Origin of the sequence: Parabacteroides timonensis (assembly GCF_900128505.1) — a bacterium.
In the GTDB taxonomy this organism is placed as follows: Bacteria; Bacteroidota; Bacteroidia; order Bacteroidales; family Tannerellaceae; genus Parabacteroides; species Parabacteroides timonensis.
Genome location: NZ_LT669940.1, coordinates 1,588,429 through 1,610,807, shown reverse-complemented (window position 1 = coordinate 1,610,807; position 22,379 = coordinate 1,588,429). Strand labels below are relative to the sequence as shown.

Below are 22,379 nucleotides of genomic sequence, written 5' to 3'. Positions count from 1 at the left end.
GAGATATATTCGAATAGAATAAGTTAGATCTGAATACGGGTCGTTTCTTCGGGAAAAAATAGCAGTGGGTATACCTACAAAGATTATCAAGTATTTGTGAGATAGAATTTATGTTTATAGGAAACAAATTAAGAAAGCTACGTACGAATACCGTATTTAAAAATGGGATATTGTTTACAATGTTTTCATTTTTAAATAGTGGGATTAACTTTTTGCTTTTGATTATTCTTGCGAATTTTATTTCTCCGTTAGAATACGGTGAGCTTAATTTGTTTAATACATTCGTTACTCTTTTGAGTATGCTGATATCTTTAAATACTACCGGTATTATTTCTGTTGAATTTTTTAAAACATCTAAGCAGCAGTTTCGAAAAATACTCAATGGAGTGTTGTTATTATCAACAGGGACACTTTGTTTTTTTACTTTTTTGTTGTTGATTTTTTCTCATTTTCTGAAACTGGCGGTTGGACTTTCTGTCGAATATCAATGGTTGGCATTGCTGATTTGTTACTTGCAAGTGTTTTCCTCTATAAATCTGGATATATGGAGATTGGAAGAGAAACCTGTTTCTTACGGTTTGTATAGCGTTTCTACTGTTTTGTTGAATTTTATTTTGACACTTGTCTTAGTTATTTCATTTCAACAAGGTTGGTTAGGGCGTTTATATGCACAAGTTGGGGTTGGTATTGTCTTTTTCTTTATTAGTATTATCTTTTTAATAAAGAGAGGATATTTAAAAAGGATTTGGCCGGATAAGCGATCGATTAAAGATGCATTACATTTTGGCTTACCATTAATACCGCATAGTACATCCACCTGGATACGACAAGGACTTGACAGATATATTATCAATTATTTTTTCGTAACATCGGATGTCGGTTTGTTTAGTTTTGCTTACAATTTTGCGAATGTTATTCAAATTGTCGGTTTTGCATTTAATGCAACTAATTCTGTCTTTATCTATAAAAATCTGGCCCAGAATAATACTGATACACGAGATCGCTTATGGAAACAGACTAAAGTGATGTTGATTTTCTTTTTCTTATTAGCTATACTGATTTGTCTGGGAACTTCTGTTTTTATTCCGATATTGGTCCCTAACTATGCAGGTTCCATTCCTTATTTATTTCCTCTCTGTATGGCTGCTATGTTTCAGTGTATTTACTATTTATTTGTAAATTATCTTTTTTACTATAAGAAGACGAAAGGGTTAATGTTTATTACTTTCTTTATGTCAATTTTGCACTTTTTACTATCTTTGTTATTGACAAGATATTCGATAATGTATACAGCTTATATAACGATGGTTATTAACTTTTTAATAGCTTTTCTCGTTTTCTTATATAGCCGTAGAATTTATAAATTAAGATGATGATAGCTATGATTGAGCAGTTAAAAAAAATAATAATTATTTGTCATGAACCATTAACTATTCGGATCAGATCTAATTTTTATATAGAGGAATATATAAATGCTGGCTTTAATGTGGAATATTGGGATTTATCTCAAGCTATATATCCAGGTATTAAGTTAGCTGATCAGTTGGAAGTATCTTATGTAAAAAAGATAAATGATCTGGATTCGCTTAAAAGAATCTTGGATGTTGAGGATATTGTCAATAGTATATTTATTGTCGAAGTTAATTATTCGTGGAATAATAGATTTCTATTTAAGGTGTTATCGGATAAGCAATGTTATATGGTCCGAATCGATATGTATGGAAATACAGTGTTGAATGTTCCTTTGAAGTCTAAATTAGCTGGTTTGTCTATTTCCAGAATACCTGATATACTACTGCGACAAATACAACAAAGAAGATTTGATTTATTTACAAAGAGAAATAAAGTGAAGGGATATGATAAAATCTTTTCATCATCTTATTTAGTTATGAATAGAGTACCTATTAACCATCCTGATTATGAATCATATAAAAGAACATTAGAATTTGATTCGGAAGATAAGTATATTGTTTTTTTAGATGTCTTTTTTCCATTACATCCTGATTTAATTTATATGTTTGGATATGAAAAAATATCTGCTTATTGTTACCAACAAAGTTTGACTGCATTTTTTGATAAAATGGAAAAAAGGTTTAATTTGCCTGTTGTAATTGCTGCCCATCCTAAGTCCAATTATATTGGTACTGAGTTTGGTAACCGCAAAATATTGAAAGGAGATACGGCCTCGTTAGTACGAAAGGCAGCAATGGTCTTTTTACATTCTAGTAATTCTGTCTCATCTGCAATTTTGAATGATAAGCCATTTGAATTGATTACTAATAATGAATACAATAAGAATGGCTTAATAAAGAATACTTTGAATAAATTGGCTGTGGTATTAGGTAAATCTATTTATAACATTGATGAAATAGATGTGAATACAATGGAAGTACAAAGAATGGATTCCCAGAAGCGTGCTGAGTATATTAACTCTTATTTGGCATCTAAAGAAACTATGAATACTTCAAATGTCGATTTACTGATTGCTGAATTCAAAAAAATGTAGGTTTTCGATTCTTTGTTATTTACCGATTAAGACATTTTGAAATAGATCGATCCATTTTTGCATGATTATTTTGTAAGTATATTTTTGGGTGGCTTCATGTGCTTTATTTCCCATTTGTTTACGGAGAGCTTGATCCTTCATCAGGATATTTATTTTTTCTGCAAATGCAACTTTATCGCCTTCTTCTACGAGAAAACCATTTATTCCATCTTTTATTGCATCTTTGGGGCCGCATTTGAATGAGTATGACACGCTAGGTAACCCAAAACTCATTGCTTCCAGTAAAACCATCGGAAAACCTTCAAATCTGGAAGTCATGACGAATATGGATGATTCTAAATACCTTTGAGCAATATTTTTTTCTGGAGGAAAAATCTTTATCTGGTTTTGTAGTCCTTTATTCTGTATTTGTAACTCTAATTTTTCTTTATCTTCTCCTGTCCCGAAAATACGAAGAGACCAATCTGGGTTGTCTTTTTTTACCAGATCCCAAAGATCAATTAAACGGTCGAATCCTTTTTGGTTGTCAAGTCTCCCTACCGCAATAACAATTTTGTTGTTTTTTGACGACACATCTGTTGATAATAATGGTATAATATTAGGAATTGCAATGGTATCGGGACGAATTACATCCCAGGCAGCTTTATCTTCTTTTGTTAAGACAACGAATGCATCGTATTTCTTAGGTATAGTATATTCTTCCCAAAAACTACGAAGTCCATATGCCAATCTGAAAATGAAAGACCAATTTTCTGTTATAGATCTTTGTAGTTTATATCCTTTGGAAAAATGAAATTCTAAAATCTTTTTACTCCCGTCTTTTATTGATGGAAGAAAAGTCGCATCATGCGTAAATGTGGAAATTACAATATCCGCAGAGATATCTTTCAGTACTTTTTCCAATCTGGTTTTGTGCTTTTTCTTTTTTTCTCTACGTATCAAAGTCCGTTTCAGAAAAGAATAAGATACGATCTCGTCATAATTAATATCGAGATCAATAAATTTTATTTTATTTGAGAATTCATAATATGCAGGACGTTTCCCCTGACCTGTTGTTATTATAGTGATATCATAACTGTTTCCATTGTTATATTCAGCGAGATAGTTCGTTTTCATGGAAATGATTCTTTCTATTCCTCCCGGTCTGAATAGATCTGGAATACAATATACTATTTTTATTGTCCTGTTTGTTGTGTTTTCTGATATCTTATTCATATTGCAAATGTACAAAATATTTAAATTGTCTACACTCGTATTGAATTATAAACGATTGTATGTTTGTATTATTAGAATAAATAAGTTAAATATAATTAAAGTGGTGTGCTGGGTAGTGTATGTATTTACAAGTTATTTATCTTTGATAAATACTATTGTGGGATATGAAGTTGCTAAATTTTAAATTTTGTTCTACGGCTATCTGTTTATCATTTAGTCTGTTACTTTCAGGGGGATGTGATACTACTGAAGAGGAAGAAGAACTTTTCCCTAACGTATTGAAATCAACCTCTCTTCTTTTAGAAGCTTCGACTACAACGCCTCGTTGTAGCGAGGGGGATATTATACTGCTGAAAGATAATCGTATATTAACTATTTATACACGTTTTATTGATGGTCAGGGAGATCATAATAAGGCTGTATTGTCGGGACGTATTTCTGATGATGGTGGTTATACATGGGGTGATGAACGGGATATTGTTACTGGCGGAGGGAAGAAGAATGTAATGTCTGTTTCTTTATTGAGGCTACAAAATAATGATATTGCTTTATTTTATTTAGTTAAGAATAGTATATATGATTGTTACCCAGTTATGCGGACATCAAAAGATGAAGGGGTAACATGGTCTGATCCTGTAGCATGTGTTGTACCTGAAAGTGGTTATTATGTTTTAAATAATAGCCGGGTAATAAGATTGGAGTCCGGTCGTTTATTAATGCCATTGTCTCTTCATACAACGAGTAATTCCACCTTAAATGAGAGTGGACATATATTCTGTTGCTATTCAGATGATAATGGGAAGACATGGGTAAGAGGTGAATTTGTTACTAAAAGACAAGATTTGGTGACTCAGGAACCGGGTGTTGTTGAATTGAAAAATGGGAAAATACTATTGTATATGCGAACAAATTCCGGCTTCCAATATTTTTCTTATTCAAAAGATTCCGGAAAATCGTGGTCGGTAGCTCAGGAAGGTAATTTGCCTTCAGCTCAATCTCCTGCACTGATAGTGCGTGATCCTCAAAGTACAGCGCTTATTGCTGTCTGGAATAATAGTAAAACAGTTCGGACACCTTTGTGTCTGGCTTTATCTAAAGATGAGGGTGCGAGTTGGACTAATAAAGTTTTAATAGAAAGTAACCCGAACTTATGGTTCGCGTATCCGGCTATTCTTTTTTTACCTAATAATGCCGTTCTTATTTCCTATAGTATGGGTAAAGCTGAGTTATGGGGATTAGAGTCCTTTACAATATCCAGGATATTAAGAAAATCGTTGAATTTGGATAAATAAGGTGTAAATATATATTGTGAGGTTCTGAATCTCTACTTTTAGTTATATCTTTGTCTGTCAAAAATAAGATATAAACGATGTATGATATAGTGAAGCTAGGGGATTTTGATATTACAACCGATTTTTTTTTTACAGAATTTCCGGAAAAGACATTAATAATAAATACAATAAATGCCTATTCATGGACAATGACAGATCGTTTTCCTGATTTTAAGAAGGCTTTACAAACGAGTGATATTTTATTGCCTGACGGCATTGCTATCGTATATGCAGCTCGTCTGCTTGCTGGGAAACATATAAAGAAAATGGCTGGGGCTGATTTACATTGTCTTTTGTTGGATTTGTTGAATAAGAAGAAGGGGCGTTGTTTTTACCTGGGGGCATCCCAAAGTACATTAGACCTGATAAGAAAACGTTTAAACAAAGAATATCCTAATATTTGTGTCGAAACATTTAGTCCTCCTTTTAAAGAACAATTTACGGATGCTGATAATCAGGAAATGTATGATGTTATTAATCGGTTTTCTCCGGATGTGGTTTTTGTAGGGATGACAGCTCCCAAGCAGGAAACATGGATCTATCATAACCATAATAATATTAATACTAAGGTTATCTGTGGAATAGGTGCAGTTTTTGACTTTTATGCTGAAACCAAAAAGCGTCCACCACAATGGATGATTAATTGCGGTTTGGAATGGTTTGGTAGGTTGATCACCGATCCACGACGATTGTGGAAGAGGTATCTGATATATAATGTCGTTTTCCTATATAAGATAGGAACATTATATATTAAATCCTTTTTCTCAAAGAAATTATAATGTTTCTTTTTGATTCATATTATGTGTCATATTGGAAAATACGAGTCCCAAAAACATCATAAAAAATAACCCTCGATTACTTGTAAAGGTTGCATCGGCAATATTCTCGATTGCAAAATATCCTGATATAATAATAACTATGGTTGTAAGTTTTGAATCATATGTTTTTTTGAAATAAGTATATGCTTTTTTACATAAGTATATCCAAAAGATAACGAATAAGAGTGCTCCGACTACTCCAAATTGGGCTAATGACGGATAATAAGTGTCTGATATAAAATAAGGATAATGTTTACTTAGTCCCCAAATACCGTCTATTTCATAATCTTTGTAAATATTAGAATAGTAGGCTCCGGAAGCATGTGTACCGAAAGTAGCCAATCCTGAACCGAAAGGAAAATATTCCTTAAATATCTGGAAAGAAGTTGCATAAAGAGCAAATCTGGCAATATAGTCTTTTTCACTGTTTGCAGAAATACCTTGTAAAAAATAAAGTTCTATTTTTTCTTTTGCTACAAACAGTATTATCCCTATCATTATTAATGCTATAATTGAGTTCTTAAAATTGAACTTTAAATTTTTAGCATTACTGAAAAATAGAATGGCGAATGTGGCTAATACAAAAAAACCATAGTATTTGGATCTGGCAGAGAGTAGTCCGACAGCAAGCATACAAATAAATATGATTTTTTCTTTATTGGTATTATTACTTGTGTACAAGTAGACCAATGCCAGTGCAGCGATGGCAGATGCATAATTAGATGGGTGCCCTGCTATTAACTTCAGCATATTAGGATAAAATAGCTCTATTATGCCAAAAGGCACCAATAACCCCCAACATAATAGGCATAGTTGATTAAGCAGTATGTTTTGTTTTTTACTGAATAGAGGCTTTATTTGGTATACACAGAAAAAAGCTATATATGGCTTTAGTTGTATAATGAAATCGACTAATATGGCTTTTTTTGAGTTACTGTTAATCTGAAATGAATATATGAGATAGAAAATAAATATACCCAATATGTAGATAAATATTTTGTTAATTCTCCAGTCTGAAGTATGGAACATGTAGTGTATAAACATAATAAATAGTACGATGCCACATAATTCATCGATAGATTGAAAACCAATCAATCCATATGTCACAATTCCGAATATTAGAGTTATTATGAATAAACTGTAAAAATGTCTGTTTACAAAATCTTGTATCATTTCTAAATATATTTTTATCTTAGCTTATTTGAATTTGTAATACAAATAAACATTATTTTGTCGTCAGTGTATTATACAATGACTCTATTTCTTGATTGATCGTTTTAATATTAAACTTTGTCGATGCTAATTTTTTTCCTTCATCTGCTATTGTTTTGCATAGAGAAGGGTCTTTTATTAGTTCTTCAAAATTATTTGCGAGTGTTTGAACATCTCCTGGTGTAAACAAAAGCAAATTAGTTCTGTTTATTGCGATATCAGGAATTCCCCCTACAGGAGTTGTAACAACCGGCAGACCATAACTCCAAGCATCTAATACTGCCATTGGAAAGCCCTCGGCATAACTCGGTAGGCAAAAGATCATCGCTTCTTTAAAAGCTTTGTCTTTTTGTTCGCCATCTACCCATCCTAAAAACGTTGTTCTTTGTTCAATATTATGCTGCTGTACTAATAATTTTCCATTATCAATTTCACCGTTGCCTGCAAATACGATTTCCCATTCCGGATATTTAGGAGCTATAAGAGCAAAAGCATTGATCATATCTGAATATCCTTTTCTGGGATTCAAGGTTCCGGCATATAATATTTGTTTTTTCTGAATGTACGATTTTGAACTTATGATGGTGGTACACGGATTATATATGACAATCGCTTTACCTTCTGGCAATTGAAACTCTTCTGTTACCTGATCTTTCCAGTATTCAGATAATAGTACAACTCTATCTGCATGACTGAATAGATATTTATATACAGGCCTGAACTTCGTTTTTATAGTACTGTGAGGTGAAAAAGCATGGAAGTGTATGATTATTTTTTTTCTCCATAAACGTGCAATGAAAAAATAGAAACATTTACGGACAGCAGAAGGTACTTCACTTGTATGGATATGAATAATATCGTAAAAAGGAATAACTGCAGTGAATAGAATAAATGATCTTATAAAATATAGTAACTTATATAAAAAGCCTTTATCTATATGCGTTTCAATCCATTTACAATGAAACTTTTCCCATTGAACTCCTTTTTTGTGAGCTTCTATCACGGCAGTAATGCCTCCCCTTGTTTTATGTGAGGTTGCAACAATTAAAACTTTAGGTATATGTTTCATTGTATATTTTTTCTAATATGTTTTTGGCAATTCTTTTATCTTCTGCATAAAGCATTTTTTCATGCTCAATTATTTCATCAATGGAAAATCTTGGTTTTATGACTTTAGCCGGTATACCGCCTATGATAGAATAGGGGGGACAGGATTTATTGACAACTGCCCCGGCTGCAATAACCGATCCTCTGCTTATTGTAACTCCCATGAGTATAGTCACATTAGCACCTACCCAGACATCGTCTTCTATGTTAACTTCTTTATCATTTTCCGGTAGTTTTTCATGGGAGTCTACAATAAATTTTCCAACCATATCAATTCGATGATTTCCTGTTACGATCGTAGGAGATGGCCCGAATACGATATTATTACCTATGTTTAGCGGTGCTTCCGTACAAAATATATGAGCGTATCTGGGAATACTGACATTGTTTCCAATACTTAGATTTTCTAATCCGAAATATACTGATGTGCAAGGTTTTATTTTTACGTTGGTTCCACATTTCTTCATCACTTTTTTGAAAAGTAACGATAATATGGAATCTTTTATAAATTCGATAGAATGGGAAAACCTTTCTGTAAGACGGACTATTTTGATAAACATACTTGCTTTCGAATAATTTATTTATACAAATTTAGGGGTCGATATCCTCAAAAGTACAAATTTTTAGTATAAGATTTATACTTGTAAAGCTATAAACTTGTTTTTAATTGTTTTTTTAGATCTTCAATCACATATCCTGTCCTTATATCTCTTCCTGTTCCTGTTAAGTGATAAGCTGTATTCCAGAATAATGTATCATTGAAACTATATCTTTCAGCAGGTGCATTAAAAGGAAAATCATTAGTTATTAAATCCGTTTGTATTTGATTGATGTTTTCATGGGATTTTTCGAAACTCGATTCTTGAAAGCAAGGAGGCAAAAAGATGACCTGAACTCCTTGTTGTTTAATTTTATTGATCTTGTCTATTATTTTCTTTAGTGTTTTTTGAGAAGGAGCCGGTGCTATCATCCGAGTAACTGTTCTCCTGGGCTGATTTAGGTGAAGTATATAATCTCCTTTCTCATTGAAACCAGCAGGATTGTCTGCATACGGATCTTTATTTATCCCTCCTGACATACTTTTTAAGGCAAAAGGAATATATACTTTGGAACAAAAGTAGGAAGGATAAGTCCCCCAGTCCTTATATAGCCAAATTTCATTCCAACGCTTATCCTGAATAATAAGATCTGCCAATACTCCGGAGCCTTCATAATTAGAAAATTGGTGGTATTCCGGAATAATTACTAAGATGTCATTGGGCTGTATATAGGGTTCTATCTCTTCCAACATAAAATGTAAACCGAACCCGGCATGTATTCCCATGTTGTATGTCGTAATGCGTAATGAGTCTTGAACGCGTTGACTATCCATTCCGTAAGACAAATTTGATCCTCCTATGAAGACAATTTTTTGTCCTGTTATTTGTTTTATTTGTTCTCGTTTTTGAACATCGGCTAATGCTATCTCATCCCAACTGCCAATGTGTATCATCATTATTATTATCGCTATAATGAGAAAGGACAAAATAGAGAAAGATGCAATAAATATTTTTTTGATGAAGATATTCATGTCTGTCAAAATTGAAAGTAAATAAAAGTTTCTTGTACTCCCTGAAGAAAAAATATACACATGATAAGGAATACATATATCATCCAGCGAATCATTGGCGATGGTATATTGAAATCAAGTCCATGTGTCTTATTTCTTTGCATCCATTCTATAAATAACATGATTCCGATAAAAATAAAACAGCCAAAAGGAATGAAGTTACCGATCCCTAAATCTTTGGTATTAGGGAGTGAGAACAGAGAGGGACTACAAATACCTTTCAGGAAAGCGATTGCTGACTGTATATCCGTTGCTCTGAAAATGATCCATCCAATCATTACAATGACGAAGGTGATAATCATTTGCCAACCTTCTTTAAATGAAGGTAATATACGGTTAGGGGATATCTCTCCGGTATATTTTCTATTTTGTCCTAGTAATATTAGAGGAAGAAATAGTAATCCGTGATAAGCTCCCCATATAATATATGTCCAATTGGCTCCATGCCAGAAACCGCTCACAATGAATATGATTAAAGTATTTCTGACTGTTTGATATTTACCGCCCCTACTACCTCCTAATGGTATGTATATATAATCTCGAAACCAAGTGTTTAACGATATGTGCCACCTACGCCAGAATTCAGCAATATCTCGGGAAAAATAAGGAACATTAAAGTTTCTCATTAAGTCGAAACCGAACAGTCGCGCTGTTCCTAAAGCGATATCTGAATAACCGGAAAAGTCTCCATATATCTGGAATGTGAAAAGAATAGCTCCTAATAACAAAGCACTACCATTCGCTGTTTCTTGGTTTTCAAATATACTGTTTACTAATATAGCACAATTATCGGCAACAACCACTTTTTTGAAAAATCCCCAGAGTATTTGTCGTAAACCATCTACCGCTTTTATATAGTCAAATCTGCGTGGATGATAGAATTGTGGCAATAAATGGGTGGCTCTTTCAATAGGACCTGCAACCAACTGTGGAAAAAAACTGATAAATGCAAGAAAAGAAATAATATCTTTAGTCGGTTCTATTTGTTTTCTATAAACATCAATAGAGTAGCTTAACGCCTGAAAAGTATAAAAACTAATGCCAACCGGTAAAATTATTTTGAGTGTAGATACCTGAAGGTTTATGCCTACTTCTGCAAATGCACTGACGAAATTGTCGACAAAGAAATTGTAGTACTTGAAAAATCCAAGGATGATAAGATTTATAACAATGTTTGTTCCGACAATCCATCTACAATATCTACGGCTCTGATCTGTTTTCGTATTGTGATCTGTATCCCGTTTATGCTGGATCAACAATCCGCTTAACCAACTGCAGAAAGAGGTAAATACAATTAATAAAAGGAATCTCCAGTCCCACCAACCATAAAAGATATAACTGCTTATTAAAATAAAGCAGTTTTGAGATTTTAAATTCTTATTAAATACATACCAGTATAATATGAAGACAATAATTAAAAATATCAGAAATGTTATGGAATTGAAAAGCATATAATTCTTCTTTCGTTGTATACTAAGTTAGATTAGCGTGCAAATATAGCCATTCCTCTTAAATATCGAAAGATATGAACCTCTGTTTTTCTGAGATATAATATATCTTCACTTACATCCTTTTAAAGAATATCGCGAATTTTCCTTTTTTATATCTTTAAGGGCACAACCAGTGCATCCGCAACAGGATTTGTCTGCTTTTGAAGGGTGAACTAGTCTGTATATTTTTCTTCCTATATAGAAAATGACAATGAAACCGATAATGACGATAGCTACTTCCTGCCACATAATTGATGTCGTTAATTAATTAAATTAATAAACAAACTTCCCGTCTGATAAACCACAAACGAAACGATCCAAGCCAGGACACACGTGTAAATAACTACAAATATTCCCCATTTCCATGATCCTGATTCATTGACGATAGCAGAGATTGTTGCTATACATGGGAAATAGATGAGCACGAAAAGCATCAGGCTTAAAGCTATAAGGGGGGTGAATACAGGGTTGCCTTCTTCATCCATATCTTGTTTCAAGCGTTCGGATAAAGCTTGGCTATCTTCTTCTTCACCTGTATATAATACGCTCAGAGTACTTACAACAACTTCTTTGGCTGCCATACCTGTAAGTAAGCTGACACTCATTTTCCAATCGAAACCTAATGGATTGAGTACCGGTTGTATTGTTTGACCAACTATTCCGATATAAGAACTTTTCTGATGTTCTATATTCTTCAAACGTTCCAGTTCCGCAATGGTTTCTGTTTTCTCGGTAGAATCCAGTTCTGCATTTTCAACTTCCGCTATTTGCTTGTCGAATACGTCGCCTATTTCTGTATTACGGGGGAAATACCCCAGGAACCAAATAATAATAGAAGCAACTAATATGACACCTCCCATTTTATGAAGATACTGCTTCGCTTTTTCCCACATATGGATCATGATTGCTTTAGCCGTAGGCATACGATAGGGGGGAAGCTCCATTACAAACGGTACATCTTCTTCATTAAACAGGAAACGTTTGAACAATCGGGCCATAACCACAGCCAGAATAATTCCGGTAACATATAATGCGAGCAGAATAAAGCTGGCATTATTAGGGAAAAATGCTCCGGTCAATAATACATACACCGGAAGACGAGCACTACAACTCATTAACGGGTTAATCAGCATGGTTATCATCCGGCTGTTACGGCTTTCAATTGTACGTGAGGCCATAATTGCCGGCACATTACATCCGAATCCCATCACCAGCGGTATGAACGATTTTCCGTGAAGTCCCATTTTGTGCATGATCTTATCCATGATGAAAGCAGCACGTGCCATATATCCCGAATCTTCCATAAAAGAGATGAATAGATATAATATTAGGATATTAGGCAAGAAGACAATTACGCCGCCGACTCCACCGATGATACCATCTACCAACAAATCTTTTAAAGGTCCTTCACTCATATGGGACCGTACAAAGTTGCCGATAAAACCAACCAAATCTTCGATCCATCCCATCGGATATTCTCCCAGACGGAATGTCGCTTCGAACATAATCCACATAAACAGGATAAATATGGGGAAACCTAAAACTTTGTGGGTAACAAACAGGTCTATGATCTGAGTGCTGGTTGCTTCTTTTATTTTATTTTGTTCGAAGGTTTCCCGTAGTGCTCCTGATATAAAACCATAACGAGCATTAGTGAATGCCGTTTCACAATCTTCCAATAATAACTCTTCGATTTGAGTCACATTACGGTCACGTTCCTGAAGGATTATTTCCGCACATGGCAATGTTTGTATAAATCCTTCGATTTCGGGATCACCTTCCAGTAACTTGATAGAAAGGTAACGCTTTGAAAGGCTTTTGGCTATATTCGCATTCTCTTTGATAGCCTTGCGAACATTTGTAATACCTTTCTCTAGCACTTCGCCATAATTAATGTGGATATGGCGGATTACCGGATCTTCTTCCTCGTAAACTTTGATAACTCGTTTGAAAAGATCTTCGATTCCGAAACCACTTCTACTTACTGTAGGAACGATCGGAGTCCCGATCATACGGGATAAAGATTCGTAATCGAACTTATTACCCTGCCGTTCCAGCTCGTCATACATATTCAATGCTATGACAGAACGGACATCCATGTCGATAAGCTGACAAGTCAGATATAAGTTTCTTTCCAGATTGGAGGCATCTATCACATTGATGACTACATCCGGCTGTTCTTCGCTAAGGTGTTTACGGACATACAATTCTTCGGGAGTATAAGCAGATAAGGAATAAGTTCCCGGTAAATCTACGATCCGGAATGTATAGCCGTCTTGTTGGAAAGTCCCTTCTTTGGCATCGACTGTGACCCCGCTGTAATTACCTACATGCTCGTGGGCTCCTGAAGCAAAGTTGAACAAAGAGGTTTTTCCGCAATTAGGATTACCGACCAATGCTACGTTGATCGTTTTCCCTTTATTTATGGCAATAGCTTGTAAATCTTCGGTGGATGGAGAAATATAAGAATCAGCAGAACGCTTTTCTTTTTCTTCCGAGGCCTGCACTTTGGCATATTCGGCTGCACTGATAACCTCTATCATAGCGGCATCATTACGGCGCAATGATACGTCATATCCCATTACACGATAATGAATAGGGTCTTTGAGAGGAGCATTTTGTATAACATCCACTTCTTTTCCCCTGATAAATCCCATCTCGATAATGCGTTTGCGGAAGGCCCCGCGTCCCATTACCTTTACAATAACACCTTTTTCGCCTGTGCGAAGCTCTGATAATCTCATTTTCTTAAATTCTTGTGCAAAGGTAAAAGTAAAAGCTTGTATAATCAATACCTAAAAATAGGTATTCAGCAAAGGCGTAATGTAATTTGTTATTTTTTTTTAGCTTTGTATTTCAAAAAACGAAGATTACCGGAAGGAGTAAATAAGTATGTTGAATAAAGTGATATTATGTCTCGGTTCAAACCGGGATAAAGAGAAGAATATTGAATTAGCAGATCAACTTTTGCGTGATCATTTTGCTTCGATTCACTTTTCAGAGGCAGTATATACCGAACCGGTAAATATGCAGAATCCATCTGTCTTTTTGAATCAGGTTGCCATTGCTTTTACTCCGGACTGTCCGGAAAAGATAATAGATGCATTTAAGCAGATAGAACGGTTGTTGGGACGTACACCGGATGACAAACTAAAAGAAAGTATTCCTATCGATATCGATTTGCTGCAATGGAATGATCGTTTGTTAAAACCGCTAGACTTACAACGTTCCTATGTTCAGTCAGCTCTCAGAACGTTGTCTGATGCAGGACAAGAAAATGAAGGGAGCAATCAGAAAACCTCCTTTTCCTGAAAGTCGGATCAACAGATTGATGCATTTGAATATAATTGAACTGACTGAGTTATTCCTGTCCGTATTGTAAAAGCCTTTATCCACTTTTAGAGAATAATTATGAGCTCTGACCAAAGAACGATAATCTTCGATCGGCAGAATCCGTTCCGTCCAGTTTCCGCTTGCCGGATCACAAGTGTTGTGTGCATCTTTCAATTCCGGCTGTTGATTGGCTTTAATTGCTTTGTCTATATCGTGGTATATAAGTCCACGGGTTTGCTGCGTCCATTTATTTATTTCATCGACAGAGAGGTTGGGATAGTTTTTTTCAATATATTCTTTTCTTAATGTGTAATAGTTGGGGATTTCTGCTGTTCCGGCCTCACTGTTATCCATTAATCTATGCAGGCGGCGCTTTACATAGGGATTGAAAGGAGTAGAGGCTGTCGTAAAGATCATTTGCATTTTTGGATTTATGCCGGCAAGATCTTTAAAGAATGTTTTCAGATCGTAGACATGTTCGATCAAGTCTGTTGCGATCAGCAAATCCGGGTGAATATTATTTTCTTTGCACCAATCGGCCAATGTGTCGGAATTCCCATGTAAAATGATATCTGGGCCGATCCCAGTTTCTTTTTTTAATATGCGAATGGTTTCTACCGATTTCGGATTAAGATCAAGATAGATCACTTTTCCGACTCCGGCTGATTTTGCCAGGATACTGAGAAACCCACTTCCGCCTCCGTAATCGACAAAGGTGATATCTTGAGGAGAACGCTTAAGGATATCGAAACCTTTTGACAAGCATGTACTATAAATCTTCATATAATAATGCATAGCAGGTTTCAGGTTACCAATATACTGTTTGTTATAGTCGCTGATAGGTAGTTGATTGTAATCAATCTCCTGTAAACGCTCCGACAGCGACCTGGCAATATGTAATAAGTTATGCATTTTCATAAATCATTTTATAAAGTCGTTCTCCTTGTTGGTGGTTTGAATAGGTCGGAAACAGAAACTCTTTTCTTTTCCCGATTAGCTCTTCTGTCATCGGTTGTTTCATCAACCTGTCGCAGGTCTCTATCATATCTTCCGGTGTATTGGCGATATAGCATAAAGGATCCAATCCACTGCCTGTCACCATTTTCTGATTTACGATAGTGTATCTTCCTCCAAAAAGGCTGTTCAGCAATTTTAGTTTTAAACCTGTATCCTGGAAAGTGATCAGCATATGTATTTGAGCTTCATGAGTCAGGTAATCCATTCGCTCGTCAGACGGATTTGCTTCTATCGTGATGTTGGGATAAGGTGCTGCTGCATCCAGTAATGCGGCAGGCGGGTTCATGCCGGCGATAATACAAGGATAATCCAGTTTACAGAATACATTTTTTATCAGGAATAAAGCAGCCTGAGAGTTCTCTGTTACAGACAGTTTTCCATGATATAAAACGAAGTCCGACGATCCGGTTTTTACAGATATCTGATCGTTGATATGAAAACTGGGCATATATTCTACTTTCTTGTCAGGGAATATCTTACGTAGATAATCCGTATCGGTGACAGATACGACAATCATCAGGTCTGCATGTTTTAATATATCCTGATAACGTTCAAAGCGCCAGGCTTCGAGCAGGAAGAAATACTTTTTGATCAGATTGGTTTCTGCTTTGGCCAGGTGGCGATAATAGTCGTGTTCGATATTACTTTCCCTGTATATCTTCATTCGTCCTTGTAATTGGGGATGATTTATGTAGTAACAGGAATGCAACCCGTCGAATAATATCGGATAGTCATTTTGTAAAAGGTTTTTCAACAGTTCCGGATCTTTCCGGCTGAATACGTTGTATGGCAATAAAGTGACATTGGCGAGTATCCCCGTCTTTCGTTTATAATAATAAACCTTTTCGCATAAAGCTTCCAACTCTTTGGAACGGGGACGTTCGTATTCGAAACAATGCAAGATGATTTTTACACCACACCTGTGTAAAGCCAACATTTTGTAATAAACGTCGATCACTCCACCATAATTGGCCGGCCAGGGAATATTGAATGCAACTATATTGATATATTTATCCATGAATATTTATCTTTTCGAATATCTGTATGAACTGTTTCGCCTGCTCTTCGCGTGAAAAACGGAGCAATTTATTTTTATCTATCGGTGAAGATGTACATCCTTTCTCTCTCCACTCTTTGTAATAATATTTCAGAAAATGGCAAACCTCTTTTACATTGGTCGCAGCAAGTCCGGCCTTCGTCTCATCGATAGCCTTTGCCAGGTAACTTTCATCACTGCGTACACAAAGTATCGGTTTCTCTACTGCCAATGACTCAAAGAACTTTGTGGTCATAACCCCTTTAGGTCCTGTACCTTGAGCCCGGTTGGTCAGTAATAATAATACGGAACTATTATTTAATATCGACGGGATATCGGAAGCCGGAACATATCCTTTGAAATCCATGAAGGGCAGAACTCCATACTTCCAGGCTTCTTCACTTATAATCTCCCGGGATGCATCGTCGACATACCAATAAACCCGGCAGTCTTTATCCGTAAAAACATTTTCAGCGGATAAGATTGCCAATGCCTCCATTAACAGTCCTGGATCACGCATAGCTGTGCTAAGCAGTCTACCTGTATAGGTAATGATAAACTGATCGGTCGTTTTTTGTTCCGGATAGAATAGTTCCGGATCGAAGCCATTGTAAATCAGCTCTACTTTTGGATTGTATTGTTTCAATATATCTACATGCCAGGGAGAAATTGTTGTTACATAGCTGGCCTTTTGCAGTACCCGGTTTCTGTCGCGAAGGCTTTTTCGTTTGAATACCGAAACAAACAATTTGTTTAATCCGCAAAACGAAGGTAACGTATGCGACATAAATTCATCTCCCGTATATTGTTCGATGATGTCCCTTAAATCGACCACTAAAGGCAGTTTATATTTATCGGCGACTTTCTGTGCTGCAGGCAACGGGAAAGTCCGGAAACTACTACATAATATCAGGTCGAATGTATTTCCTTCGAGCAGTTTCTTCGCAGCATTATACATACGGGTATCTTTGTAACCGAAACACAGATCAAGAAAAAGGGTACTGATCCATTGAAGCTTCTTTAGAACCGGATTTTTGGCCGTATAATAATTTACATAAGTAACCTTATCTTTTCCGGCAAGGAAAGTAAAAGTTTTCTCTTCCACAGCTTCCGTCAGGATAACAGGCTCCCAGTTATAATGCTTAAGGTACTTACACAGATATCCCATACGAGGACCGAAAGCCGGAGGAAAAAGGTCGCAGATGACTAATACCTTCTTCATAATAAACCAATAATTTGATCGGAAGCATTACCGGTTCCGTATTCTATTATCTCTTTTCGTATCGGATTATTCTCCAGACAATGCAGAATATTCTGTTTTTTATATCCGGCAATCTGGTTCCATCCGGCATCGACAGTTTCCACCCATTCCGTTTCATTCCGCAGAGTGATGCAAGGGGTATGATGGAAATACGCTTCTTTTTGTACGCCCCCCGAATCGGTTAGAATCGTGGCAGCATGTTTCTCCAGCATTACCATATCTAAAAAGCTGATTGGGGGAATGATTTGAATACCTTCCTGTTTTTCCAGTGCATAAAGCATGCCGTATTTATCCAGGCAGTTGCGTGTACGGGGATGCAGAGGGAGGACAGTAGGAAAAGAAGGAGACGAAATTTCCTTCAGCGCGTCGATAATATCGGATAAGCATTCCCGGTTGTCCGTGTTTTCTGCCCGGTGAACAGTACAAAGTCTGAATTGTTTACTTGTAAGATGATGCTGGAATAATATTTGTGACGATTTATCAGCCAGTTCTCCGAATAATAAAGCCGCATCGTACATCACATCGCCGACATGATGCACTCCTTCCTGAATTCCTTCGTTCGCCAGATGCTTTACTGCTGCAAGAGTCGGACAACAAAGCAGAGTCGCTATATGATCCGTCAGAATACGGTTTATCTCTTCCGGCATCTGTTTATTGAAGCTACGTAGACCAGCCTCGACATGTATAACCGGAATATGCAGTTTTGATGCAGCCAGGGCTCCAGCCAGCGTTGAATTGGTATCACCGTATACCAGAACGTAGTCCGGTAATGTCTCGGATAATATCTTTTCAATTTCAATAAGCATACGGCCGGTCATTTCCCCGTGCGTCCCGTTTCCGCATTGTAACTGCCAGACAGGTTGGGGAATTCCCATATTATTGAAAAAGATGTCGCTCATATTGGCGTCATAATGTTGTCCCGTATGAAGGAGAAGTTCTTCAATAGGAGAAACATTGTGTTTATTATGTTCCATAATCGCCCGGCTTACCATGGCCGCCTTTACGAACTGAGGCCTGGCACCGACAATAGTAACAATTTTCATTTTTTTGCGAGTTCGTTTAATAAATGGCTATAAAGCTTTCTTAAATAACTGTCTGTATTTTCCTGTGCACTGGTGTTATGCCACAGAAGGGTTAATTCTCCGCCGGCATTTTTTACCTGTTCAACCAGGTTGAGACTGTAAGTGAGCGCTTTATCATAATCTAATCCCATATATTTTTTCTCTTCCAGCGAGCATTCCATCAGCGTTAACGGATGGAGCAGGATAGAAGATAACCGACGGTTTACAGGGTTGATCCATCGTACCGGATAGGAGGTGCCTAATCTGAAACCGGCTACATCTGCATATCCCATCGTAAAATCATGTGTAATTCCGGCAGCTTCCAGTTGAGTCATATCCTCCGGTTCGCGACTGGCCAGGAAATGATGGCGGTTACAGTATATACTTTTACCGATATTTTCTTCCAGCCTTGTTTTTTCTTTTCGGATGAGGGTAGGAGTAATGCTTGCCTGATAACTGCTGTGTAGCCCGACTGTCATATTGTTGGACAAAGCAGACTGTATCAGATTGTTTACATCCTTATTCCGTAAACTGTAATGGGGTTTGTCCAGTTTACTTTTACCCCCGCTACGGACGAAAAGAACAGACTTACAGATATCTGTCCCCACCTGATCCTGAAGCGTCTTGTTCTGTTGAAACATCCAGGGAAAAGTATAATACGGATCATCTTCGACCGGTCCGCATCTTCCCTCAATAGATTTTCTCAATCCTCTGCCATCCCTGAGAGAGCGAATGAAACCTTTCCATGAACGGTAAAGCGTTGGAGCGTCCAGGTCGTGAGTCAGATAAATATGTTGTATTTGTTTTTTTATGTCAGGCACCCGAAGTCCGTAACGTTGCAGCCAGCTGCGTAATAATAACCTGTATTCGTCGACAATTGGCCGGTGAAGGAAGCCTGCCCGATATGGCAAAGACTTTTTTCCGGGAAAACGTCCGTGTTCGTCCCGCTCATTCCGCTGTATAATTTCTTCGTAACGGGTAATAAGAAAATAGGTGCTTGCAATGATATCAGCATGAATCACCAGGGTATCGCCTACCAGTTCTATTTGAGGCGAACCAAACAGGAGAGGAGTTCCTTCTATTTCCTGCAACGGCAGCTCCGGGAGGGAAGCAGCAGTTCCGTATATCTGGTTGTTAAAGAATCCAGAGGGTACGATTACTATACTATAACGATCATATAATTTTCTATCCGCTGTATATCCGACAGCGGCAATCACCCCCCCGGAAATATCTTCTCCAAGAAGGAAACGTATAATATAATGTATAGTGCGATCGTTCATTTCCATTTCTTTATTTTCAGCCAGGCCCTATGTAATAAACTCAGATTCCCTTTGGTTATTGTGAAGAAGGGCGTTTGAATTGCTCCGAATTCGCGAAAAAAACGTTCGACACCGGGTATCATCGACCCTTCGAAGTCGAATAAATCGGTGTATTGTGCAGTGAAGCGGATACCTTCCCATAAGACAAGGCTATGTGCGCCCGATGCCCGTAATTCGGGATCGCCTCCTCCTGCCAGGTAATAGGCGGAACTTTCCTGCCACGCAATGAAAGCTACGGCATGAAGGTTCCCTTTGTCGTCGTAGGCTCCCCAGAGATCTCCCTGGTTACGTTGACGGCAGACAGATATAATCTTTTTCAGTATTTCACGTTCTTTGGGTGCAGAGAGCTGTTGACGTTTGAATGTAAGGGTCTGAATTCTTAGGAAGTCGTCGATGGGAATACCCTTCTTTACTGTGATGCCCTGTTTCTCTTTTGCTTTTGTAATGTTCCGACGGATATTGGCACTCATATTTTCCCACAATGATTGCTCATCCCGGATGTTATTCAACAGGTAAGTATACCGTGTCGTTTGTTTGTAGCCTTCCCAGTAAAACGGCAACCAATCTGTTATCCGGTAACTGAAATATTGCAAGAAGTGCGGATATTTCTTTAATGCATCTGTAAATACCTTACAGATAGCCTGGTGTTTGCCTAAAGTCCGGGTATATTTTGCGTCAGTAGGTTCCGGAGCAAACCAGGGCCCCATTGTCTGGGTGTAAGGAGGCATTGTTATGATACCCTGATGTGGAATATATAATGGAAACGATGCCAGAATTTTCTCCTTTTCTTCAACCAGCAAGACATCCCATAAGGTTTCGCCACAAACCGTATCCAACCACCAATCACGTGAAAACAGGGGCAGGCTTGTTTCTCTATTGCAAAGTTGGCGATATTTGTCTTTGTCAGTCATATTATAAGGTTTGAAAATTCTTAATACCGGTTTATATGAAGTGTGACGAAAACCCGGAAAAGGTATTCGTCACACGTTTCAATATACATATTATTATATGTAGGAATATTATGCTTTTAAAGCGTCGAATATCAGAGCCGACAACTCATCGGCCAGTTCCGGATTGTCGTTGATGCATTGTTTTGCAGCATCACGGCCTTGTCCTAACTTCGTTTCGTTGTAGCTGTACCATGAACCACTTTTCTTGATAATGTTCAGTTCTGCTCCCAGGTCGACAATTTCGCCGGCATGTGAGATACCTTCTCCAAACATGATATCGAATTCAGCTTTGCGGAAAGGAGGCGCTACTTTGTTCTTCACAACCTTCACACGTACCTGGTTACCTTTCATTTCGTCTCCGTCTTTCAACGTTCCGATCTTGCGGATATCCAGACGTACGGAAGCATAGAACTTCAGTGCATTACCACCCGTTGTCGTTTCCGGGTTACCGAACATGACACCGATCTTATCACGCAACTGGTTGATAAAGATACAAGTCGTGTTTGTCTTGTTGATAGTTCCGGTCAGCTTACGCAATGCCTGCGACATCAAACGAGCCTGCAAGCCCATCTTGCTGTCACCCATATCGCCTTCAATTTCAGCTTTCGGCGTCAGAGCGGCCACAGAGTCGATAACGATAATGTCGACTGCTGAAGAACGGATCAGCTGTTCTGCGATTTCCAAAGCCTGTTCGCCGTTGTCCGGCTGGGAGATCCATAGATTTTCTACATCTACACCCAGCTTTTCAGCATAGAAACGGTCGAAGGCATGTTCTGCATCGATAAATGCGGCGATACCTCCTTTTTTCTGTGCTTCAGCAATTGCGTGGATTGCCAATGTTGTCTTACCGGAAGATTCCGGTCCGTATATTTCGATTACACGTCCTTTCGGATAACCGCCAACGCCTAATGCTGCGTTCAGGGCGATAGATCCGGTAGGGATCACTTCGATATTTTCAATGCTTTCGTCGCCCAACTTCATGATAGAACCTTTTCCGTAGTTCTTTTCAATCTTGTCCATCGCTGCACGAAGTGCTTTTAACTTGTCGGCATTTACTGCCGGTTTACCTTCCGGTGTTTTTCCTTCTTCGAATAAATTATCTTCTTTTGCCATC

The 22,379-nt window shown here is 37.2% G+C and carries 19 protein-coding genes; 5 read left to right on the top strand and 14 right to left on the bottom strand.

The features are described 5' to 3' along the window. Positions 1–110: 110 nt before the first annotated feature. The gene (locus BQ7394_RS06945; protein ID WP_082211694.1) at positions 111–1,373 is read left to right on the top strand and encodes a lipopolysaccharide biosynthesis protein; all 1,263 of its coding nucleotides are present in this window, start codon (positions 111–113) and stop codon (positions 1,371–1,373) included. Then, positions 1,370–2,506, top strand: a complete 1,137-nt coding sequence (locus tag BQ7394_RS06940; RefSeq protein ID WP_075556700.1) for a hypothetical protein — start codon at positions 1,370–1,372, stop codon at positions 2,504–2,506. Before BQ7394_RS06945 ends, BQ7394_RS06940 begins: the two co-directional genes overlap by 4 nt. Before the next feature lie 15 nt (positions 2,507–2,521). Here the strand turns inward: BQ7394_RS06940 and BQ7394_RS06935 are convergent, their stop codons facing one another. After that, the gene (locus tag BQ7394_RS06935) at positions 2,522–3,721 is read right to left on the bottom strand and encodes a glycosyltransferase family 4 protein (RefSeq protein ID WP_082211692.1); all 1,200 of its coding nucleotides are present in this window, start codon (positions 3,719–3,721) and stop codon (positions 2,522–2,524) included. A gap of 164 nt (positions 3,722–3,885) precedes the next feature. On the opposite strand from BQ7394_RS06935, the gene BQ7394_RS06930 reads away from it, so the two are divergent. After that, the gene (locus BQ7394_RS06930; RefSeq protein WP_075556699.1) at positions 3,886–5,013 is read left to right on the top strand and encodes a sialidase family protein; all 1,128 of its coding nucleotides are present in this window, start codon (positions 3,886–3,888) and stop codon (positions 5,011–5,013) included. A 77-nt stretch (positions 5,014–5,090) separates the two neighbouring features. Continuing rightward, positions 5,091–5,831 (top strand): WecB/TagA/CpsF family glycosyltransferase, encoded by a 741-nt coding sequence (locus BQ7394_RS06925; protein ID WP_075556698.1) that lies wholly within the window; start codon positions 5,091–5,093, stop codon positions 5,829–5,831. Here the strand turns inward: BQ7394_RS06925 and BQ7394_RS06920 are convergent. The 6 genes from BQ7394_RS06920 to feoB form a co-directional block, all read right to left on the bottom strand. Next, complete coding sequence (locus tag BQ7394_RS06920; protein WP_235848684.1) at positions 5,826–6,620, bottom strand: O-antigen ligase family protein; 795 nt, start codon at positions 6,618–6,620, stop codon at positions 5,826–5,828. The two genes, BQ7394_RS06925 and BQ7394_RS06920, sit on opposite strands and share 6 nt — an antisense overlap. A gap of 475 nt (positions 6,621–7,095) precedes the next feature. Then, a complete protein-coding gene (locus BQ7394_RS06915) occupies positions 7,096–8,151 on the bottom strand; it encodes a glycosyltransferase family 4 protein (protein WP_082211690.1) in 1,056 nt (351 codons plus the stop codon). Further along, positions 8,135–8,656: an acyltransferase gene (locus BQ7394_RS06910; RefSeq protein ID WP_082211749.1), complete on the bottom strand. Its 522-nt coding sequence runs from the start codon at positions 8,654–8,656 to the stop codon at positions 8,135–8,137. Before BQ7394_RS06910 ends, BQ7394_RS06915 begins: the two co-directional genes overlap by 17 nt. A gap of 182 nt (positions 8,657–8,838) precedes the next feature. Then, positions 8,839–9,759 (bottom strand): hypothetical protein, encoded by a 921-nt coding sequence (locus tag BQ7394_RS06905; protein WP_139317682.1) that lies wholly within the window; start codon positions 9,757–9,759, stop codon positions 8,839–8,841. 5 nt (positions 9,760–9,764) lie between these two features. Further along, entirely contained in the window at positions 9,765–11,249 is a 1,485-nt protein-coding gene (locus tag BQ7394_RS06900; RefSeq protein WP_075556694.1) for an MBOAT family O-acyltransferase, read from the bottom strand. 299 nt (positions 11,250–11,548) lie between these two features. Next, on the bottom strand, positions 11,549–14,032 hold the full coding sequence (gene feoB / locus BQ7394_RS06890; RefSeq protein ID WP_075556692.1) for a ferrous iron transport protein B: 2,484 nt from the start codon (positions 14,030–14,032) through the stop codon (positions 11,549–11,551). Positions 14,033–14,180: 148 nt separating this feature from the next. Here feoB and BQ7394_RS06885 point away from each other — a divergent pair, with 148 nt between their 5' ends. Then, complete coding sequence (locus tag BQ7394_RS06885; protein ID WP_075556691.1) at positions 14,181–14,600, top strand: 2-amino-4-hydroxy-6-hydroxymethyldihydropteridine diphosphokinase; 420 nt, start codon at positions 14,181–14,183, stop codon at positions 14,598–14,600. Here the strand turns inward: BQ7394_RS06885 and BQ7394_RS06880 are convergent. The 7 genes from BQ7394_RS06880 to recA all read right to left on the bottom strand — a co-directional run bounded on the left by BQ7394_RS06880 (position 14,529) and on the right by recA (position 22,378). Then, positions 14,529–15,533 (bottom strand): class I SAM-dependent methyltransferase, encoded by a 1,005-nt coding sequence (locus BQ7394_RS06880; protein WP_235848683.1) that lies wholly within the window; start codon positions 15,531–15,533, stop codon positions 14,529–14,531. The two genes, BQ7394_RS06885 and BQ7394_RS06880, sit on opposite strands and share 72 nt — an antisense overlap. Continuing rightward, entirely contained in the window at positions 15,526–16,656 is a 1,131-nt protein-coding gene (locus BQ7394_RS06875; protein WP_075556689.1) for a mannosyltransferase, read from the bottom strand. The genes BQ7394_RS06880 and BQ7394_RS06875 overlap by 8 nt, the downstream gene beginning before the upstream one ends. Beyond that, complete coding sequence (locus BQ7394_RS06870; RefSeq protein WP_075556688.1) at positions 16,649–17,896, bottom strand: glycosyltransferase family protein; 1,248 nt, start codon at positions 17,894–17,896, stop codon at positions 16,649–16,651. The genes BQ7394_RS06875 and BQ7394_RS06870 overlap by 8 nt, the downstream gene beginning before the upstream one ends. Next, the gene (gene wecB / locus BQ7394_RS06865; protein WP_075556687.1) at positions 17,893–18,978 is read right to left on the bottom strand and encodes a non-hydrolyzing UDP-N-acetylglucosamine 2-epimerase; all 1,086 of its coding nucleotides are present in this window, start codon (positions 18,976–18,978) and stop codon (positions 17,893–17,895) included. The genes BQ7394_RS06870 and wecB overlap by 4 nt, the downstream gene beginning before the upstream one ends. Then, positions 18,975–20,276: a UDP-2,3-diacetamido-2,3-dideoxy-alpha-D-glucuronate deacetylase VimE gene (locus BQ7394_RS06860; RefSeq protein ID WP_075556895.1), complete on the bottom strand. Its 1,302-nt coding sequence runs from the start codon at positions 20,274–20,276 to the stop codon at positions 18,975–18,977. The genes wecB and BQ7394_RS06860 overlap by 4 nt, the downstream gene beginning before the upstream one ends. Then, positions 20,273–21,226 (bottom strand): GNAT family N-acetyltransferase, encoded by a 954-nt coding sequence (locus BQ7394_RS06855; protein ID WP_075556686.1) that lies wholly within the window; start codon positions 21,224–21,226, stop codon positions 20,273–20,275. Before BQ7394_RS06855 ends, BQ7394_RS06860 begins: the two co-directional genes overlap by 4 nt. A gap of 108 nt (positions 21,227–21,334) precedes the next feature. Continuing rightward, positions 21,335–22,378, bottom strand: coding sequence for a recombinase RecA (recA, locus tag BQ7394_RS06850; RefSeq protein WP_075556685.1), 1,044 nt, complete (start codon positions 22,376–22,378; stop codon positions 21,335–21,337). Position 22,379 lies beyond the last annotated feature (1 nt).

What these genes read in the sequence shown, in the direction of transcription:
- BQ7394_RS06870 (WP_075556688.1), bottom strand. Translation starts at nt 17,896, where the DNA reads ATGAAGAAGGTATTAGTCATCTGCGACCTTTTTCCTCCGGCTTTCGGT.
- BQ7394_RS06940 (WP_075556700.1), top strand. Translation starts at nt 1,370, where the DNA reads ATGATGATAGCTATGATTGAGCAGTTAAAAAAAATAATAATTATTTGT.
- BQ7394_RS06910 (WP_082211749.1), bottom strand. Translation starts at nt 8,656, where the DNA reads ATGAAGAAATGTGGAACCAACGTAAAAATAAAACCTTGCACATCAGTA.
- BQ7394_RS06915 (WP_082211690.1), bottom strand. Translation starts at nt 8,151, where the DNA reads ATGAAACATATACCTAAAGTTTTAATTGTTGCAACCTCACATAAAACA.
- BQ7394_RS06945 (WP_082211694.1), top strand. Translation starts at nt 111, where the DNA reads ATGTTTATAGGAAACAAATTAAGAAAGCTACGTACGAATACCGTATTT.
- BQ7394_RS06855 (WP_075556686.1), bottom strand. Translation starts at nt 21,226, where the DNA reads ATGACTGACAAAGACAAATATCGCCAACTTTGCAATAGAGAAACAAGC.
- BQ7394_RS06900 (WP_075556694.1), bottom strand. Translation starts at nt 11,249, where the DNA reads ATGCTTTTCAATTCCATAACATTTCTGATATTTTTAATTATTGTCTTC.
- BQ7394_RS06860 (WP_075556895.1), bottom strand. Translation starts at nt 20,276, where the DNA reads ATGAACGATCGCACTATACATTATATTATACGTTTCCTTCTTGGAGAA.
- BQ7394_RS06935 (WP_082211692.1), bottom strand. Translation starts at nt 3,721, where the DNA reads ATGAATAAGATATCAGAAAACACAACAAACAGGACAATAAAAATAGTA.
- BQ7394_RS06875 (WP_075556689.1), bottom strand. Translation starts at nt 16,656, where the DNA reads ATGGATAAATATATCAATATAGTTGCATTCAATATTCCCTGGCCGGCC.
- recA (WP_075556685.1), bottom strand. Translation starts at nt 22,378, where the DNA reads ATGGCAAAAGAAGATAATTTATTCGAAGAAGGAAAAACACCGGAAGGT.
- BQ7394_RS06905 (WP_139317682.1), bottom strand. Translation starts at nt 9,759, where the DNA reads ATGAATATCTTCATCAAAAAAATATTTATTGCATCTTTCTCTATTTTG.
- wecB (WP_075556687.1), bottom strand. Translation starts at nt 18,978, where the DNA reads ATGAAAATTGTTACTATTGTCGGTGCCAGGCCTCAGTTCGTAAAGGCG.
- BQ7394_RS06885 (WP_075556691.1), top strand. Translation starts at nt 14,181, where the DNA reads ATGTTGAATAAAGTGATATTATGTCTCGGTTCAAACCGGGATAAAGAG.
- feoB (WP_075556692.1), bottom strand. Translation starts at nt 14,032, where the DNA reads ATGAGATTATCAGAGCTTCGCACAGGCGAAAAAGGTGTTATTGTAAAG.
- BQ7394_RS06930 (WP_075556699.1), top strand. Translation starts at nt 3,886, where the DNA reads ATGAAGTTGCTAAATTTTAAATTTTGTTCTACGGCTATCTGTTTATCA.
- BQ7394_RS06880 (WP_235848683.1), bottom strand. Translation starts at nt 15,533, where the DNA reads ATGCATAACTTATTACATATTGCCAGGTCGCTGTCGGAGCGTTTACAG.
- BQ7394_RS06920 (WP_235848684.1), bottom strand. Translation starts at nt 6,620, where the DNA reads ATGCTGAAGTTAATAGCAGGGCACCCATCTAATTATGCATCTGCCATC.
- BQ7394_RS06925 (WP_075556698.1), top strand. Translation starts at nt 5,091, where the DNA reads ATGTATGATATAGTGAAGCTAGGGGATTTTGATATTACAACCGATTTT.